This window comes from Mycobacterium sp. 852002-10029_SCH5224772, assembly GCF_001667315.1.
Lineage (GTDB): Bacteria > Actinomycetota > Actinomycetes > Mycobacteriales > Mycobacteriaceae > Mycobacterium.
On the sequence record NZ_LZHT01000005.1, the window covers coordinates 1 to 15,935 of the forward strand.

Annotated in this window: 13 protein-coding genes; 6 read left to right on the forward strand and 7 right to left on the reverse strand. The window is 64.7% G+C overall.

What is annotated here, in order from left to right; all coding sequences use genetic code 11:
• The 6 genes from A5775_RS25770 to A5775_RS00665 all read left to right on the forward strand — a co-directional run.
• On the forward strand, window positions 1-190 hold a 190-nt coding region (locus A5775_RS25770), incomplete at its 5' end, for a hypothetical protein (RefSeq protein ID WP_231995095.1).
• Window positions 191-201: 11 nt separating this feature from the next.
• Window positions 202-870, forward strand: coding sequence for a nicotinate-nucleotide adenylyltransferase (nadD, locus tag A5775_RS00645; RefSeq protein ID WP_082952823.1), 669 nt, complete (start codon window positions 202-204; stop codon window positions 868-870).
• Window positions 867-1,262: a ribosome silencing factor gene (gene rsfS / locus A5775_RS00650; protein WP_067245733.1), complete on the forward strand. Its 396-nt coding sequence runs from the start codon at window positions 867-869 to the stop codon at window positions 1,260-1,262. The genes nadD and rsfS overlap by 4 nt, the downstream gene beginning before the upstream one ends.
• A complete protein-coding gene (gene gpgP, locus A5775_RS00655) occupies window positions 1,259-1,933 on the forward strand; it encodes a glucosyl-3-phosphoglycerate phosphatase (RefSeq protein WP_067245736.1) in 675 nt (224 codons plus the stop codon). Before rsfS ends, gpgP begins: the two co-directional genes overlap by 4 nt.
• Window positions 1,923-2,777 carry a diglucosylglycerate octanoyltransferase gene (octT, locus tag A5775_RS00660; protein ID WP_067245739.1) on the forward strand — a complete coding sequence of 285 codons (855 nt, stop codon included), beginning with the start codon at window positions 1,923-1,925 and terminating at the stop codon, window positions 2,775-2,777. The genes gpgP and octT overlap by 11 nt, the downstream gene beginning before the upstream one ends.
• Entirely contained in the window at window positions 2,774-3,607 is an 834-nt protein-coding gene (locus A5775_RS00665) for a DegV family protein (RefSeq protein ID WP_067245742.1), read from the forward strand. Before octT ends, A5775_RS00665 begins: the two co-directional genes overlap by 4 nt.
• On the opposite strand, the gene A5775_RS00670 is transcribed toward A5775_RS00665, so the two are convergent.
• From A5775_RS00670 to A5775_RS00700, 7 genes are all read right to left on the reverse strand, one after another.
• On the reverse strand, window positions 3,604-6,528 hold the full coding sequence (locus tag A5775_RS00670; protein ID WP_067245746.1) for an RND family transporter: 2,925 nt from the start codon (window positions 6,526-6,528) through the stop codon (window positions 3,604-3,606). The genes A5775_RS00665 and A5775_RS00670 overlap by 4 nt on opposite strands.
• A complete protein-coding gene (locus A5775_RS00675; protein WP_197512292.1) occupies window positions 6,525-6,989 on the reverse strand; it encodes an MmpS family transport accessory protein in 465 nt (154 codons plus the stop codon). Before A5775_RS00675 ends, A5775_RS00670 begins: the two co-directional genes overlap by 4 nt.
• 162 nt (window positions 6,990-7,151) lie before the next feature.
• Window positions 7,152-8,210, reverse strand: a complete 1,059-nt coding sequence (locus tag A5775_RS00680) for a dihydrodipicolinate reductase (RefSeq protein ID WP_067245750.1) — start codon at window positions 8,208-8,210, stop codon at window positions 7,152-7,154.
• Window positions 8,211-8,292: 82 nt separating this feature from the next.
• Complete coding sequence (locus A5775_RS00685; RefSeq protein WP_082952825.1) at window positions 8,293-10,032, reverse strand: AMP-binding protein; 1,740 nt, start codon at window positions 10,030-10,032, stop codon at window positions 8,293-8,295.
• A 10-nt stretch (window positions 10,033-10,042) separates the two neighbouring features.
• Window positions 10,043-11,170, reverse strand: a complete 1,128-nt coding sequence (gene pe, locus A5775_RS00690) for an acyltransferase PE (protein ID WP_067245757.1) — start codon at window positions 11,168-11,170, stop codon at window positions 10,043-10,045.
• Between the two features lie 57 nt (window positions 11,171-11,227).
• Window positions 11,228-14,230: an RND family transporter gene (locus A5775_RS00695; RefSeq protein WP_082952826.1), complete on the reverse strand. Its 3,003-nt coding sequence runs from the start codon at window positions 14,228-14,230 to the stop codon at window positions 11,228-11,230.
• A 96-nt stretch (window positions 14,231-14,326) separates the two neighbouring features.
• A complete protein-coding gene (locus tag A5775_RS00700; protein WP_067245763.1) occupies window positions 14,327-15,748 on the reverse strand; it encodes a condensation domain-containing protein in 1,422 nt (473 codons plus the stop codon).
• Window positions 15,749-15,935: the final 187 nt, after the last annotated feature.

Here is a 15,935-nt window from a genome sequence, read left to right on the forward strand (position 1 = left end):
GGTGCTCTGGGATGGTCGCCCCAACTACCGCAACCCGGAGACCGAGTTGCTGTCCCACATGGTGACCGCCAGCCGGCCCGCGCCGTGCGTTGTCGCTCGAAGGTGGGCAAACGCATCACCGTCCGAAGCGGGGACTGACGTGGCGCATGGGACCACAGCTATGACGGGCCCGCGTCGCCGGCTCAAGTAAGCTGGCACATCGTGCAAAAGCAGCTTCGCAGGTTGGGAGTGATGGGTGGGACGTTCGACCCCATCCATTACGGCCACCTGGTTGCCGCCAGCGAGGTCGCCGACCTGTTCGACCTCGACCAAGTCGTGTTCGTGCCCAGCGGGCAGCCCTGGCAGAAGGATCGGCACGTCTCCGCCGCCGAGGACCGGTATCTGATGACGGTGATCGCCACGGCGTCCAATCCCCGTTTCTCGGTCAGCCGGGTCGACATCGACCGCGCCGGCCCCACGTACACCATGGACACGCTGCGCGACCTGCACGCCCTCAATCCGGACTCCGAGCTGTACTTCATCACCGGCGCCGACGCGCTGGCCTCCATCCTGTCCTGGCAGGGCTGGGACACGCTGTTCGAGCTGGCGCACTTTATCGGGGTCAGCCGGCCCGGCTACGAGCTGCGCCGCGAACACATCACCGGTGTGCTGGGTGAGCTGCCCGACGACGCGCTGACCCTGGTCGAGATACCGGCGCTGGCGATCTCGTCGACCGATTGCCGTCGGCGCGCGGCACAGCGCCGGCCGCTGTGGTACCTGATGCCCGACGGTGTCGTGCAGTACGTCTCCAAGCGCCGGCTCTACCGCACCGACGCGGGACCGGCCGTGACCGTGAACGAAACAAGCCTGACCCCAGGGGATCACCCGTGAGCGCCACGCAGGAAGCCATCGACATGGCGACGGTGGCCGCCGGCGCCGCCGCGTCCAAGCTCGCCGACGATGTCCTCGTCATCGACGTCTCCGCCCAGCTCGCCATCACCGACTGCTTCGTGATCGCTTCGGCGTCCAATGAGCGACAGGTCAACGCCATCGTCGACGAGGTCGAGGAGAAAATGCGCAAGGCCGGCTACAAACCCGCGCGCCGCGAGGGCACCCGCGAAGGCCGCTGGACGCTGCTGGACTATCGCGACATCGTCGTTCACATTCAGCACCAGGACGACCGCGACTTCTATGCGCTGGACCGGCTGTGGAGTGACTGCCCGGTGGTGCCGGTGATCCTGGACGAGGACGGCGGGGGCTCCGAAGACTCGAGCGCGCAATGAAGATTCGTCGCCTGATCATGTTGCGGCACGGGCAAACTGAGTTCAACGCCGGCAGCCGGATGCAGGGGCAGCTTGATTCCGAACTCAGCGAACTCGGGCGGGCGCAGGCCATCGCGGCCGCCGAGGTGCTGGGCAAGTTGCAGCCGTTGCTGATCGTGTCGTCGGATCTGCACCGCGCCTACGACACCGCGGTCAGGTTGGGGGAGCGCACCGGCTCGGCGATCCGGGTGGATCAACGGCTGCGAGAAACCCATCTCGGCGACTGGCAGGGCATGACCCATAGCGAGGTCGATGCGCAGGCGCCGGGCGCGCGGCTGGCCTGGCGCGAAGACGCCACCTGGGCCCCGCATGGCGGTGAGAGCCGCGTGGACGTCGCGGCCCGCAGTGTGCCGCTGGTTGCCGAACTGGTGTCCGGCGAGCCGGAATGGGGTGACCCACACGGGCCGGATCGCCCGGTGGTGCTGGTCGCCCACGGAGGCCTGATTGCCGCACTCTCGGCCGCGCTGCTGAAGCTTCCCGTCGGCAGCTGGCCGATTTTGGGCGGCATGGGCAACGCCAGCTGGGTGCAGCTGTCCGGACATTCCGGCGATGACAGCGACGAGTTCGACAGCATCCGGTGGCGTCTGGATGTGTGGAATGCTTCGGCACAGGTGTCCAACGATGTCCTCTGAGCATCCCAGGCCCACGCTGCTGATTTTCGCGGACTCGCTGGCTTATTACGGGCCGACGGGCGGTCTACCCGCCGACGATCCCAGAATTTGGCCGAACATCGTTGCCGCCCAACTGGGTTGGGATGTGGAGCTGATCGGCCGCATCGGCTGGACGTGCCGGGACGTCTGGTGGGCGGCGACCCAGGATCCACGGGCCTGGGCGGCGCTACCGCGGGCGGGCGCCGTCATCTTCGCCACCGGCGGCATGGATTCGCTGCCGTCGGTGTTGCCCACTGCGTTGCGTGAGCTGATCCGCTACGTGCGGCCGCCCTGGCTGCGGCGCTGGGTCCGGGACGGTTACGGGTGGCTGCAGCCCAGGCTCTCCCCGGTGGCCAGGCCCGCCTTGCCGCCGCGCCTGAGCGCCGACTACCTCGAACAGACCCGTGGCGCAATCGATTTCAACCGCCCCGGGATCCCGATCGTGGCGTCGCTGCCGTCGGTGCACATCGCCGACACCTATGGCAGGGCCCACCACGGTCGCGCGGGGACCGTGGCCGCGATCACCGAATGGGCGCAAAGCCACGATGTGCCCCTGGTGGATCTCAAAGCCGCTGTCGCAGAACATGTGATGGACGGCGGGGGAAACCCCGACGGCATCCACTGGAATTTCGAGGCTCACCAGGCGGTGGCGGAGCTGATGCTCAAGGCGCTCGCCGAGGCCGGCGTGGCGACGATGCAGAGCGCGCAGCGCGATGAGGAGGAGCCGCGCAATCAGGCCGGCGTGGCGACGATGCAGAGCGCGCAGCGCGATGAGGAGGAGCCGCGCAATCAGGCCGGCGTGGCAAACGATAAGCCCCACTCGTGACCGTCGTGGTGGTGACCGACTCGTCGGCCCGGCTGCCGGCCGACCTACTCGAAAAGTGGGGGATACGCGTCGTTCCGCTGCACATCTTGCTCGACGGCACCGATCTGCGCGACGGTGTGGACGACGTCCCGGAGGACATCCACAAGCTTGCGGCGACCACCGCGGCCGCCACGCCGGCCGAACTCGCCGACGCTTACCAGCAGGCGTTGGCCGACAGCGGCGCCGATGGTGTGGTGGCGGTGCACATTTCGTCGGCACTGTCGGGAACCTGCCGGGCCGCCGAACGCACCGCGGCCGACCTCGATCCCAGCGTGCGCGTGATCGATTCCAAATCGGCGGCGATGGGCACCGGCTTCGTAGCCATGGCCGCCGCGCGGGCGGCGGCGGCGGGCGCTGACCTGGACGCCGTCGCGGACGCTGCGCGCTCGGCCGTGGCACGCGGACATGCGTTCATCGTCGTACACCGACTAGACAACCTGCGTCGCAGCGGACGCATCGGCGGTGCGGCGGCGTGGCTGGGCACCGCCCTGGCGCTCAAACCGTTGTTGCGGATTGACGACGGGAAACTCGTTCTGGCCCAACGAGTGCGCACCGTCACCCACGCCACGGAGGCGATGATCGACCGGGTCTGCCAGGTCGTCGGCGACGGCACCGCCGCCTTGGCGGTCCACCACGTCAACAACCCCGACGGTGCCGCCGAGGTGGCCACGGCGCTGGGCAAGCGGCTGCCGACCTGCGAGCCGGCGATCGTCACCGAGCTGGGGCCGGTGCTGGCGCTCCACGTCGGCGCGGGCGCGGTCGCGGTGAGTGTGGAACTCGCGCAGACCTAGCTGGGCGATGGCGCCGGAGCGCTGACCGGCCGTCGCGCATTGTCACCGCGCGGGTGTACAACCTGCGGCCACCAGAACCACCGTCCGAGCAACGTCGCGATCGACGGCATCAAAAGCGTGCGCACGATCAGCGTGTCGAGCAGCAGACCGATGCACACGGTCGACCCGAACTGTCCGAGCACCCGCAGATCGCTACCCAACATGGACGCCATGGTGAAGGCGAACACCAGACCCGCCGCCGTCACCACACCACCGGTGCCGGCCATCGATCGAATGATCCCCGTCTTGAGCCCGCGGTGGATCTCTTCGCGGAACCGGGACACCAGCAGCAGGTTGTAGTCGGATCCGACCGCCAACAAGATGATGACCGACAGCGCCATCACGATCCAGTGGATTCTGATGCCGAACAAATCCTGCCAAATCAGCACGGACAGACCGAAAGACGCCGCGATCGAGCTGGCCGCGGTGCCGACGATCACCAGCGCGGCCACCACACTTCGGGTCAGCAGCAGCATGATCATGAAGATCAGCGTCAGGGCCGACACCACGGCGATCATCAGGTCGTACTTCTCGCCGTCGGCCATGTCCTTGAACGTCGCGGCGGTCCCGCCGAGATACACCCTGGCATCCGACAGCGACGACTGCTTCAACGCCTCCTGCGCGGCGGTGCGCTCGGCATCGACCTGCGCAATGCCCTCCGGCGACATCGGATCGCCCTGGTGGGTGATGAAGAACCGCGCCGACTTACCGTCCGGCGACAAAAACATCCGAAGGCCCGTCTGGAAATCGGGGTTATCAAAGGCTTCCGGCGGGAGATAGAAGAAGTCGTCGTTCTTCGACGCGTCGAAGCTTTGGCCCATGACGATGCCGGTGTTGCTCATCGCCTCCATCTGGTCGATCATTGCCTTGAACGTCTGGTAGAGCGTCAGCGTGATGCCCCTGGTCGTCTTCAGCGTGGTGATCAGCGTGGGAAACAGCGCAGTCAGGTCGCGTGACGCTTTGGCGGTGTGCGCGATGTCGGTCGTCAAATAGTGGAACTGCTCGGCCAGTTGGTCGAACCCGTCGAACGTGTCGAACAGCGACCGTAGCCCGATGCACACGGGAATGTCGTAGCAGTGCTTCTCCCAGTAGAAGTACGTGCGGACCGGGCGGAAGGTGTCGTCGAAGTCCGCGATGTGGTCGCGCAGGGTGTCGGTGATTTGCGACGTGACCGCCGTGGTCTTTGCGCTGTCCTCGGCGGCGTTGGCCAAATCGAGCGACACCTCGTACTGGCGCTGCGTGGTGTCGATCTGGGTCTGCAGGTCATCGGCCAGTCTCAGGATGTCGGCCATGCGCTCCCTGAGGAACCCCATATTCTGCATCGTCGTCTGGCTTTGGACGCTGTTCTGGAACGGAATCGAGCTGTGCTGAATCGGAATGCCCAACGGCCTCGTGATGTCCTGGACCATCGCGATGCCGAGCGTGCGCATCTCGTTTTTGGCCACCCGGTCCAGCACCAGCATGTCGGCCGGGTTCCGCATGTCGTGGTTGGACTCGATCATCAACAGGTCGGGGTTCATGCGTGCCTCGGAGAAATGCCGATTCGCGGCCTCTTGCCCTTGATTGGACGGAGCCGACAACGGCAGGTAGTGGCGGTCGTTGTAGCTCGTGTGGAAGCTCGGCAGGGCAATCATGCCGACTAACACGACCGCGGCGCTGACGACCAAAACTGGTGCGGGCCAACGCACTACAGTGGTGCCCACGCGCCGCCACAGCCGCCCACCCTTGGCCGCCCGCTTGGTTTCGAACAGGTGGAAGCGACTGCCGACAAAAACAACCGCCGGGCCCAGCGTCAGACCGGCCGCCACCACCACCAGCATGCCGATCGCCACCGGCGCGCCCATGGTGTTGAACCAGGGTAGCCGCGCAAAACTCAGGCAGTAGGTCGCCCCGGCGATAGTCAGCCCGGACCCCAGGACGACGGGGGCCACCCCTTTAAAGGTGGTGTAGTACGCGGTTTCTCGATCCTCACCTTCGCGCAGCGCCTCTTGATAGCGGCCGACGAGGAAAATGCCGTAGTCCGTACCCGCGGCGATCGCCAGCATGGTGAGGATGTTGGCGGCAAACGTGGTGAGCCCAAATGCGTTGTGGTACGCGAGAACCGCGACGACGCCCCGCGAACAGGCCAGCGCGACAAAGGTCATGAACAGCTGGATCAACGTCGTGACGATGGACCGGTAAACCAGCAGCAGCATGATCGCGATGGCGCCCAGGGTGAACAGCGTGATCTTGGCCAGGCTGGCGTTACCGATGATGTGCATGTCGTCGGACAGCGCCGCCGGGCCGGTGACGTAGGCCTTCACACCGGGTGGCGCCTTGTTCTCCTCGATCACCTTGCGCACGGCGTCCACGGACTCGTTCGCCTGCGTCGTGCCCTGGTTACCGGCGAGGTTCACCTGCACATAGGCGGCCTTGGCGTCGGCGCTCTGAGCGCCCGCGGCCGTCAGCCGGTCGCCCCAGAAGTCCTGGATGTGCTGGATGTGCTTGGGGTCCTGGCGGAGTTGGCGAATCAGCTTGTCGTAGTACTGGTGCGCGTCCGGGCCAAGGGGGTGCTGACCCTCGAGCACGATCATCACAGTGCTGTTCGAGTCGAATTCGTGGAAGTTATGGCCGAGGCGCAGCATCGCCTTCATCGACGGCGCGTCCAGCGGCGCCATCGGCGCCGAATGCGCCTCACCGACGACTTCCAACGAGGGAACGATGACGTTCACCAGCACCGTGATGGCCAGCCAGCCCAAAATGATCGGTATCGCGAAGATGCGGATCGCATGGGGAAGGTAAGGCCGGTGGCCGCGGTCGGCCATGGACAGGCCTCGGGTTTTGATCGGGCCGGTGTCTGCCGCGCTCAGCTCGCGTTCGGTCTCGTTGTTCACATCGCTCATGCGGACTTCACCAGGCAGAAGGTCTGGGCGTTATGGCCGTCGGAATTCTGATTGTCGCGGACGACGCCGTCCACGGTGATCTTGCAACTGATCGTGCTGCCGTCGCTCTGCGCCATGATGTTGGCGCTCACCGAGGGCAGCGTGGTCGAGATCGTGGTCGACCAGGGCAGCGGCGCATTGTTCACCTGATGCGTGTCGGCGTTCTCGTCCCAGTAATTGATGTTCGCCGTCGTGCCCGGGGAGCCGGAGATTTCGTAGACGACGACCTTCGGGTTGAACTGCACGATTTCGATCCCCTTGCCGGCGTTTGCGTTGAGATCTTCCGAGCCGAAGATTTTGTGCAGCCGCGACACGATCAGCGCCGAGACCGCCAGAACGACCACCAGCAGCAGCGGTATCCACGCGTGCTTCACGACGCGGGTCAAGACGCCGTGGCGAGAACCTGAGTTTGGACTAGCCATCACCTGACCGCCTTTCGCCCACCGCTTCGGGCCCTGCCGCAAAGCTCACCAACCATCGCCGACGACACCACTGTCACGGAACGTTTACTCGGTTAGGCATCCTAACCTTAGTGCACGCAAGCGTTCCTCCGGGGGCCGCCGGGTGGGCGGGCGGCATCGCCGCTAGCGCGCCAGGCGGCCGGTGACCGGCGGCAAATCGGCCAGCGTCACGATTCCCGGCCTGGCCGCCACCACCGCCGGGACGGCATTGGTGACCGGCATCGCGGTGTAGATCATTCCCAACCCCATGAACCCGGGCTCCGTCCAGTCCTTGGGCGGCAGGCAGTGCAGGACGGTGCGCATGTTGGGCAGCCCGAACACCTGAATGACGTGCCCGTGCTCGAGCGGTTTGGGCGGTACGACGTGACTGCCCATGGTCCAGTTGAACCCGACGCTGACGACGTTGCGATCGCCGACCCAGCCGCGGTGGTAGCCGTAGACGCTGCCGACGGTTCCGGCGGGAATTTTCATGAAACCCAGATCGGAGTCACCGGTGGCCGCGGTGAACGTGACATCGAAGGTCATCTTGTCCAGCTTCGCCCCGATCGCGTCGGCCATCATGGCCGCCGACTCGGCGAAGACCTCGCTTTCCCGTCGCACGTTTTCGGCCAGGCCGGGGGTGTCGGGGTCTTGCGAGAACCCCATGGCGGTTTGCGTTTCCGCCGATTCGTAGGTCGAGCAGTCCACCGACTCGGTGATCCGGATCTCGTCGACGCGCTCGCACGAGGCGGACAGCACCATGCCGACCATGTTGGTCATGCCCGGATGCGCGCCGCTGCCGAAAATCGTCGAATTGCCCTTCTGGCAGGCGGCCTCGATGCGCTGCCGATCTTCGGGCGTCTGCTTACCACCGGTGATCCAGGCCGCACTGGTGCACACGTTGACTCCCGACTCCAGCAGCCGCACCAGCTCGTCGACGTTAGGCCACAACGGGTTGTAGCAACACGCGTCCGCGCCGAGGGCGAGCAGCGCGTCGATGTCGTTGGTCGCGGCCACCCCTGTCGGCTCCGGCCGGCCCGCCAGCTCGGCGGCGTCGACACCGACCTTTTCCTCGCCGTGCGCAAATACCCCGACCAGTTCCATGTCGGGCCTTCCGATGATGGCGTGCAGCGACCGCCGCCCGATGTTCCCGGTCGTCCACTGGATGACGCGTAAGGGACGGTCCGTGCTGGGTGTGCTCATCGTGGCTCCTTTGCCGCTGCGGGGGTGGAACCATTATGCGAAGCGCGCTACCCGTCGGCGCGCGCGCGTCCACCGCTTCGGCTCAGGCGTCCAAACGGGCGAATTGGTGCCGGCTGTACTGCTCCACACAGGCGGCGCGGCGGATCTTGCCACTCGTGGTGGTGGGTATCGACCCCGGCGGCACCAGAACGAGGTCCCCGACATTCACGCCGTGCGCATTGGAAATCGCCGAGGTGACGTCGGTTTTGACGGAGGTGAACCAGTGCGCCGCCTCCTCGTTGGAATCGCCTCGCTTCTTGAGCTCGATGACCGTGACCAACTTTTCGGTGCTGTTCACGGGGACCGATATCGCCGCGACCCGACCGCCGGTGATCTCTTGGACCGTCGCCTCGATGTCCTCGGGATAGTGGTTGCGCCCACGGATGATCAGCAGGTCCTTCATGCGCCCGACAATGAATAGGTCACCCTGGTGGATGAAACCCAGGTCGCCGGTTTTCAGCCAGGGTCCCTCGGGCGTCCCCGGCGACGGCTCGACGAGCTTGGCACCGAAGCAGCTCTGTTCGGCCGGCGGTCTGCGCCAGTAGCCGTCGGCGACGTTGGCGCCATGTACCCAGATTTCACCGATACTCCCCTGAGGGCACTCGCGGTTCGTGTTGGAGTCCACGATTCGCAACATGGGTGATTGCGGCACTGCGTATTTGACCAGCTCCGTGCCGGCCTTGGCCGAACACCGCTGAGCGCGACCGGCGGACAACTGCGCGACGTCGAAGTGAACCGCGCTCGATGATTCACTCCAGACGCCGGCCGTCACGAAGACCGTCGCCTCCGCCAAGCCATATGACGGGCGCACCATATGCTCCCGGAAATTGAAGTGAGCAAACCGGTCGACGAAGCGTTGCAAGGTGGCGGGTTCGACACGTTCGGCGCCACTGATGATGCCCAACACCCCCCCGAGGTCGAACCCGGCCAGGTCACTGTCGGTTGTTTTGCGGGCCGCCAGGTCGAAGGCGAAGTTGGGCGCCGCCGACCAGGCATGAGGATTTTCGGCCAGCGACTGTACCCATCTGGCCGGCCTCTCCAGGAACGCAATCGGACTCGTCAGCTCGCCGCGCCAGCCGCCCAGGATCGGTGCGCAGACGCCCAGCACCAGACCCATATCGTGGTAAAAGGGCAACCACGACACAATCGTGGTGTCTGGCGGGGCTTTGACATGCGAGTCCGCGAAGAAGCCGCGCATCAGCTGCTCGAAATTCACCTGGAGGTTGCGGTGCGAGATCATCACGCCGGTCGGCGTTCGGGTCGAACCCGAGCTGTACTGCAAATACGCGAGGCTGGGCAAATCGTCTGTCCGAAGGCTCGTCTCGCCGTCGACATCGAGGTTCATCGAATCGATTTCGACGATCTTCGGAACGTCCTCCAGGCGTGCTCGATCGACGTATTCGGCGACATCTTCCGCGACCGCCGACGTCGTCAGAACGACCGAAGGTGACGCATCGGCAAGGACCGAACTCACCCGTTCGTCATGCGATCCGTGATGCGGCAGCGGGAGCGGCACCGCGATGAGCCCAGCCTGCATGGATCCCAGGAATGCCGCAATGTAATCCAGGCCCTGCGGCGCCAGGATCACCGCCCTGTCTCCGACCGCCCCGTGCGGGTCGAGCTCGCGCGCCACGTTGAGTGTTCGCCGGGAAACCTGCGACCACGTCAGACTCTCGGGAACGCCCGCCCGGTCGTCCTCGTAGCTGGTGAATGTGTACGCCACATCGTCGGGCCGCAGGCTGGCACGCCCGTGCAGCATGGAGAGAATCGATGACTGAGACATAGGCGCGTTATCAGTCAGTGACTTCGCTTGCGCCATGCGAGAGCACGGACGTGGCACCGCTGAGGATCTGCGCGAGTGGGTCAGCGCCACCGCCGAATGTCGCCTGGTTGGCCGGCGCGGTGACCGCCGCGGGGTCGAAGCCGTGCACGGGGTCCACCTGAACCGGAGCGGTCGACGGATCGTCGTTTCGCGAATAGCCCGCGTTCACCCTGGGGAGCAGAATCGCGTCGAGCTTGTTCAGCGTGTCTTCTTCGATCCCGATGTAGGCCAGCGGCATGACAAGAGGTAGGTGCTTTTCCGGAACCATGATCGTCGTGTCTTTGGCGCCCCGGGAGTTGATGGTCGTCCTGATGTTCTGCGGCGGCACCATGCTCGGGTTGGTGAAGGCCACCGCGGTGTGGCCCGTGGCGAGACCCAGGAGCGTATTGGCGAGCGCGAACATGTTGTCCGGCCGGTCGGGGAAGTCCGCGATCGAGTCGTAGGCAGATACGAATCTGTTTGTGTCGTACTGGCTCTCATACGGCGGGGGCATGGTGTAGTCGAGTGCGGGAACAAAGCTGCCCACCGGGAACATGGCGGTCAGGAAGCTCTGTCCAAAGGCGTGACGCCCGATCGGGTCGCCGAATGTGGCGAAGTTGAGCTTGTCCGGCGGGGGAGCGGTCGGGTCATTCGCCAGCCGAGCCTGCACGCCGTCGACCACGAACGCGCCCTCGGACAAGCCGATCGCCGTTCCGGGGCGGCCGGTGCGGATCGCCGCATCGAGGTTGTCTATTCCCACGTCGACCGACTCGCCGACGCTGGGACCGTCCAGGCCCAGGCCCGGGAAGTTTTCGTCGAGCCGGCCTATGCCCGGGAAGAGTCGTTCCAGCACATGACCCTGAACCTGGCCCGCCGGGTAGCGAACGATTTCGCGCTTCTGACCGGGGAACCATTCGGCGCCCTCACGACGGATGTACTCGTCGTAGGGGATGCCGAGAACGTGAGCGCCTCCGAGGGCGAACGCGGTCTGGTCGCCCGGCGCCCCCGGGGTCTGCGGCCCGCCGATGGGCGTGTCGTCCGCCGACACGGTGCCAACGCCGAAACATCCAGCGGCACCGACCGTTACCACCGCCGTGACTCGTGCGAGTAGCTTCTTCATTCCTAATCCTGCCCGCTCGGATTCGCCTCGTAGTGTCACATACCTCATGGGCACGCGCTAATTGGGTCGCGGCTCGGCGCGTCCGATCAGCGACCGCGGGCGCATGCCCGCTTGTGACGGCCACCAGTTCGCCCGCCCGACCAGCGCGGCGATGGCGGGAACCGTGATGGTGCGCACCAAGAAGGTGTCCAGCAAAATTCCCACACCGATCACGAAACCGCCCTGGACCACCGTGCTGATGCTGGAGAACAACAGACCGCACATCGAGGCGGCGAAGATCAGACCCGCCGCAGTGATCACACCGCCTGTTGAACCCAGCGTCCGAATGATGCCGTAACGCATGCTGTGCGAAGACTCCTCCCGCATTCGCGAGACGAGCAACATGTTGTAGTCGGCTCCCACCGCGACCAACACCACGAAGGCCAGCGGCGGCACACTCCAATGCAATTGCTGACCCAGTAGGTATTGAAATACGAGCACGCCGATACCCACCGCCGACAAATACGAGACGACCACGGAAGCAACCAGATACAGCGGCGCGACAATCGCACGCAGCAGCGCGATCAAGGTGAACAGCACGACGAGGAGGGTTACCGCGATGATGAACCGGATATCGTGTTGGTAGTAGTCACGGGTGTCCTTCAGAGCGACGGTGTATCCCGCCATCGATATCGTGGCGTCCGCCAATACGGTATTCGGTTGGGCTCCCCGAGCGGCCGCGGTGATCGCGTTGATCTGATCCATGGCTTCGGTGCTGAACGGATTGAGTTTGGTTTGCACCAAATACCGCACCGAGTGGCCGTCCGGCGAGATGAATACCTTGGCCGCCTTCTGGAACTGCTCTAAACGCAGCAGCTGAGGCGGGATATTGAACCCGGCCATCGCCGGTTGTGCCGCGTCGCGTTTCAGAGACAACAGAAACGCCGCCGACTCATCGAGCCCGCTGCCGAGCTGTTTGAGTTGGTCGACGAGTTGAGCCACCGCGTCGGCCACCTGCCGGCTTCCACCGGCGAATCGGTTTGCGCCATCTTGCACAGTGTTCAGATTCGTCTGCAGGCCACCGGGTTTGTCCATCCCCATGGAGTGCAGCACCTTGGTGAGGTTCGCCAACGCAGCACGCAGGCGGTCTGCCGACGCTTTCAGGGCGCGTTTGTCCTGGTGATCCTGCAGTTGGTGGGCCAGCTCGTTGATCGCGTCGAGGTCTGCTTGATCGCGCGGCCCAACCAGCTGCTCAAATGCCCCGCGGGTGGCGCTGCACGACGGATCGATGTCGCATCTCGGGTTGCCCTGTAGCGCCGCCAGCACCGGCCCTATCCAGGCGAACACGTTCTTGGCGGCTGAGAAGTTCCAGCCCATGGAATTGCTGAGCGCGTTGACATGGTCGACGAGCTGGGCTGCGATGTCGACCTGTTTGACCAGCGCGTCACCGGTGTACTGGCTTTTCGTCGACGAGAAGGCTTTCTCCAGTTCCTGCACGCTGGCGGATAGCTGGATGACCTGGCCCCGCACACTGTTGAGGTTGTCGGCCAGCGTGCCCGCCCCGTCTACCAGCCGATTGAGGTCATTGGTGTGGTCCTTGATCAGGGTGGACCCGTCCGCCAGCAGGGTGCCGATAGCGCCGGCCTGATAGGTGGCCCGGAATTGTTCTGGGACATTTCCGGTGGGACGCGTGATGCCACTGACCGCAGCGATATTCGGGAGTTGGCTGACTCGGTCCGCCATTTGCTCCAAGTCCGCAAGGGCCTTCGGCGTGCGAAGGTCATGCGGTGATTGGACCAGGATGTATTGCGGGATGGACTGATTTACCGGGAAATGACGATCCAGCGCTGTGTACCCGATGGAGCTCGGAGCGGAAGACGGCAGGGCCTTGCGGTCGTCGTAGTTATAACGCACCAGGCCGGCGCAGCTGGCCAGGATGATCAGCACCAGTACGCTGGCAATCAGGTTGACCTTCGGTCGGCGCACGATGCGAATGCCCGAACGCCGCCAGAATCGCGCGGTCAGTTCGCGCCGCGGTGTGACCCAGCCGCGCCGCCCCGCAAGCACAAGAATCGCCGGCAGCAACGTCATCGCGGCGAGGAATGCCACGCCGATCCCGATCGCCGCCGACGCGCCCACCGTTTTGAACACGCCCATTCGGGCGAAGCTGATGAGGAGAAACGTGATTCCGACGGTGGCGGCGGATGCGGCAATCACTTTTCCGATCGAGAACATTGCGCGCTTGACGGCCTCGTCGGGATTCGCGCCCGACCGCAGATAGTCGTGATATCGGCTGATGAGAAAGACCGCGTAATCCGTTCCGGCGCCGGCCATTATGGCGCTCAAGAAAACGACGGACTGGTTTGAGACGCCCGAGCCGGTCAGTTGGGAGTAGCCCGCTACCACCGCCTGCGCGATAACCAGGGATACGCCGATCGTCAGCAACGGCAGCAGCATGGTAACCGCGCTGCGGTAGATCACCAGCAGGACGATGAGCACCAGCACAGCGATCGCCAGCTCGATGGGCATCCGATCCCGAGCGCCCGCGACCGTGAGGTCGGCAACGGTCGCCGCGGGGCCGGTGAGGTTGACCGTCAGCGGCGTGCCGGTGACGGTGCGTTTGACGATGTCGTCGATCCGGTTGAAAGCGGCGTACGAGCGGGGAGTGCCCAACTCGCCCGCAACGCCGACCGGCAGCACCCACGCTTTGTGGTCTTTGCTGGTCACGACCGAACGCAGAGCCGGCGTGCTGACGAAATCCTGCAGCATCACCACATCTCGCGTGTCCCGGCGCAGCGCGTCCACAAGTTTGCGGTAAGTGGCTTCGTCGGCGGGGCCGAGGCCCTTGTCGTTGGTCAGGACCACCAGCAGGAGGTTTTCCGAGCCCGATTCGTGAAACGCCTCGGTCATCTTCCGGGCGGTGACGCTCGAGGGCGCATCGCTGGGCAGGATGGCGAGCGGATGTTTTTCGGCCATCTCGCCGAGCGACGGGAAAGTCAGCGGCAGCGCGACCGCGATCGTGATCCAGATCCCGATCACTGCCCAGGGCCACCGCGCCACAAAATCGGCTAGCCGTCGCATACCGCCCTCACCCCCGGTCGGCGGCAACTCGGCCCACTCGACCGGATCCGGTCAAACCACGCGATTTCGCATCACGTGCCATCGAAGTGCTCCACGCTACGCGACGCGTCCCCAGCTCCCGCTTCCGGCGACCCGCACGCAGACCGACTTCATCGCTTCCATGTAGCGAACAACCGATTTCCGGGCGACCGGGTTGTCGGGATGCATGATCGCCATGACCGTGCCCTCCCCGTACCGGAAAATATAAATAGTCAATTGATGCGAATATCGGCCGTCCGGGTAGATCCCGATATTGTTCGCAAGTCCCAGGTCAGCGGCGGCAAGAATTGCATTGAGGGGGGCTGCGCCGCCGTGAAAGAAGTTCGACACCGGAAAGTTTGGTTGCGGCCAGCGCAGCCACGGCGCCAGTTCCAGCACGCGGTAGTAGGGCACCTTCGCCATGTCCAGGCTATTGTCGAAAGAAGCCTGCGCTGCCCATGCGGCATCGCCGAAAGAGGCAGCGGCTATCGGCACGGTGATCGGAATCAAGCCGGTGAACCAACCCTGCGTCATGAAATTGTCGGTGGCTTTGCGTGAATCTCGGGGAGTGAGGCCGTAATACGTCAGAGCCCCGGTAAATTCGTGCTCCACCAGGGCGAGGCAGGCGAATAGGCCGCCGACAAACCGGGCGCCGGCCGCCGCGCAGGCCGATTCGAATCGCTCCGTCTGTGCGACGTCCATCAGCAGTTCGGAGGTCATGGCACTGCTACTCGAATCCTGCGGGTTGCCCAGCGGCAGCGGGAATTCGGGAAAGCCCCCGTCATTATTCTCGGCGAAGTCAATCCACGCGCGCACCTCGGGCGAATCAAGGGTCAACGCGGACGTGTACTCGCGTTCGCGGGTGCAGAAATCGTCGAAGCTGCCGGCATCGGGCAGGGCAAGGCCCTCGCCGCCCCCCGTCAGCGCCGTGTACATGCCGTTGGCTTCCATCATCGTGGTGCCGATCAAGGTCGCGTCCCCGTGGACATGATCCATGGCGGCAAAGAAGGTGAAATGGCTTTCGCTTTGGATGATTCCGAAAGTGAAGCAGCCCCATTCCAGCGGATTCGGTATGGCCACCACGTGAGCGTGTATTTCGTCGGCTGACATCTCGCCGTGCTCGATCGGCGCGAATTCAATATCGCTATGATCGCTGATGGTGTGCCTGACGAATCCTCCGTCACCGGTGTCTTCGAACCAACTGCGGAACGTGTCGTGCCGACGCAGGTACGCGTTGACGGCGTGGTTCATGGCAGCAATGTCGCACGTCCCGGCCACCTCACAGGTGGCGATGATCTGCCGTGAGAAATTCAGTCCGGCGGCGGTCCGTTCACAGTAGTTCCGAAGATGTTGGCCCTGCATATAACTCACCGGCACCGAGCTCACCGGGGCTTGTCGGGCCTTCTCGGCGGCCGCGGCCGTCGGGTGCCACGAGGTGACCGAGCCTGGTGTCAGCGTCCAATCATCGAGTGAGCCGATCGTAATCTTCCCGATGCGCAAGACTTAGTCCTCCTCGATTTGAACGGCTGCGGCCAGGCCGGCGGCGAGACCAAGATAACCCTCCGGGTGATCGCCGTCGCAGGCGTGCGCGGGCCACCGCCTACACTCGCTCACGGATCCGACCGGCCTTGGGCGATCGAGTTGTGGCGATCGACTTGTGGCGATCGACTTGTGGCGATCGAACGGC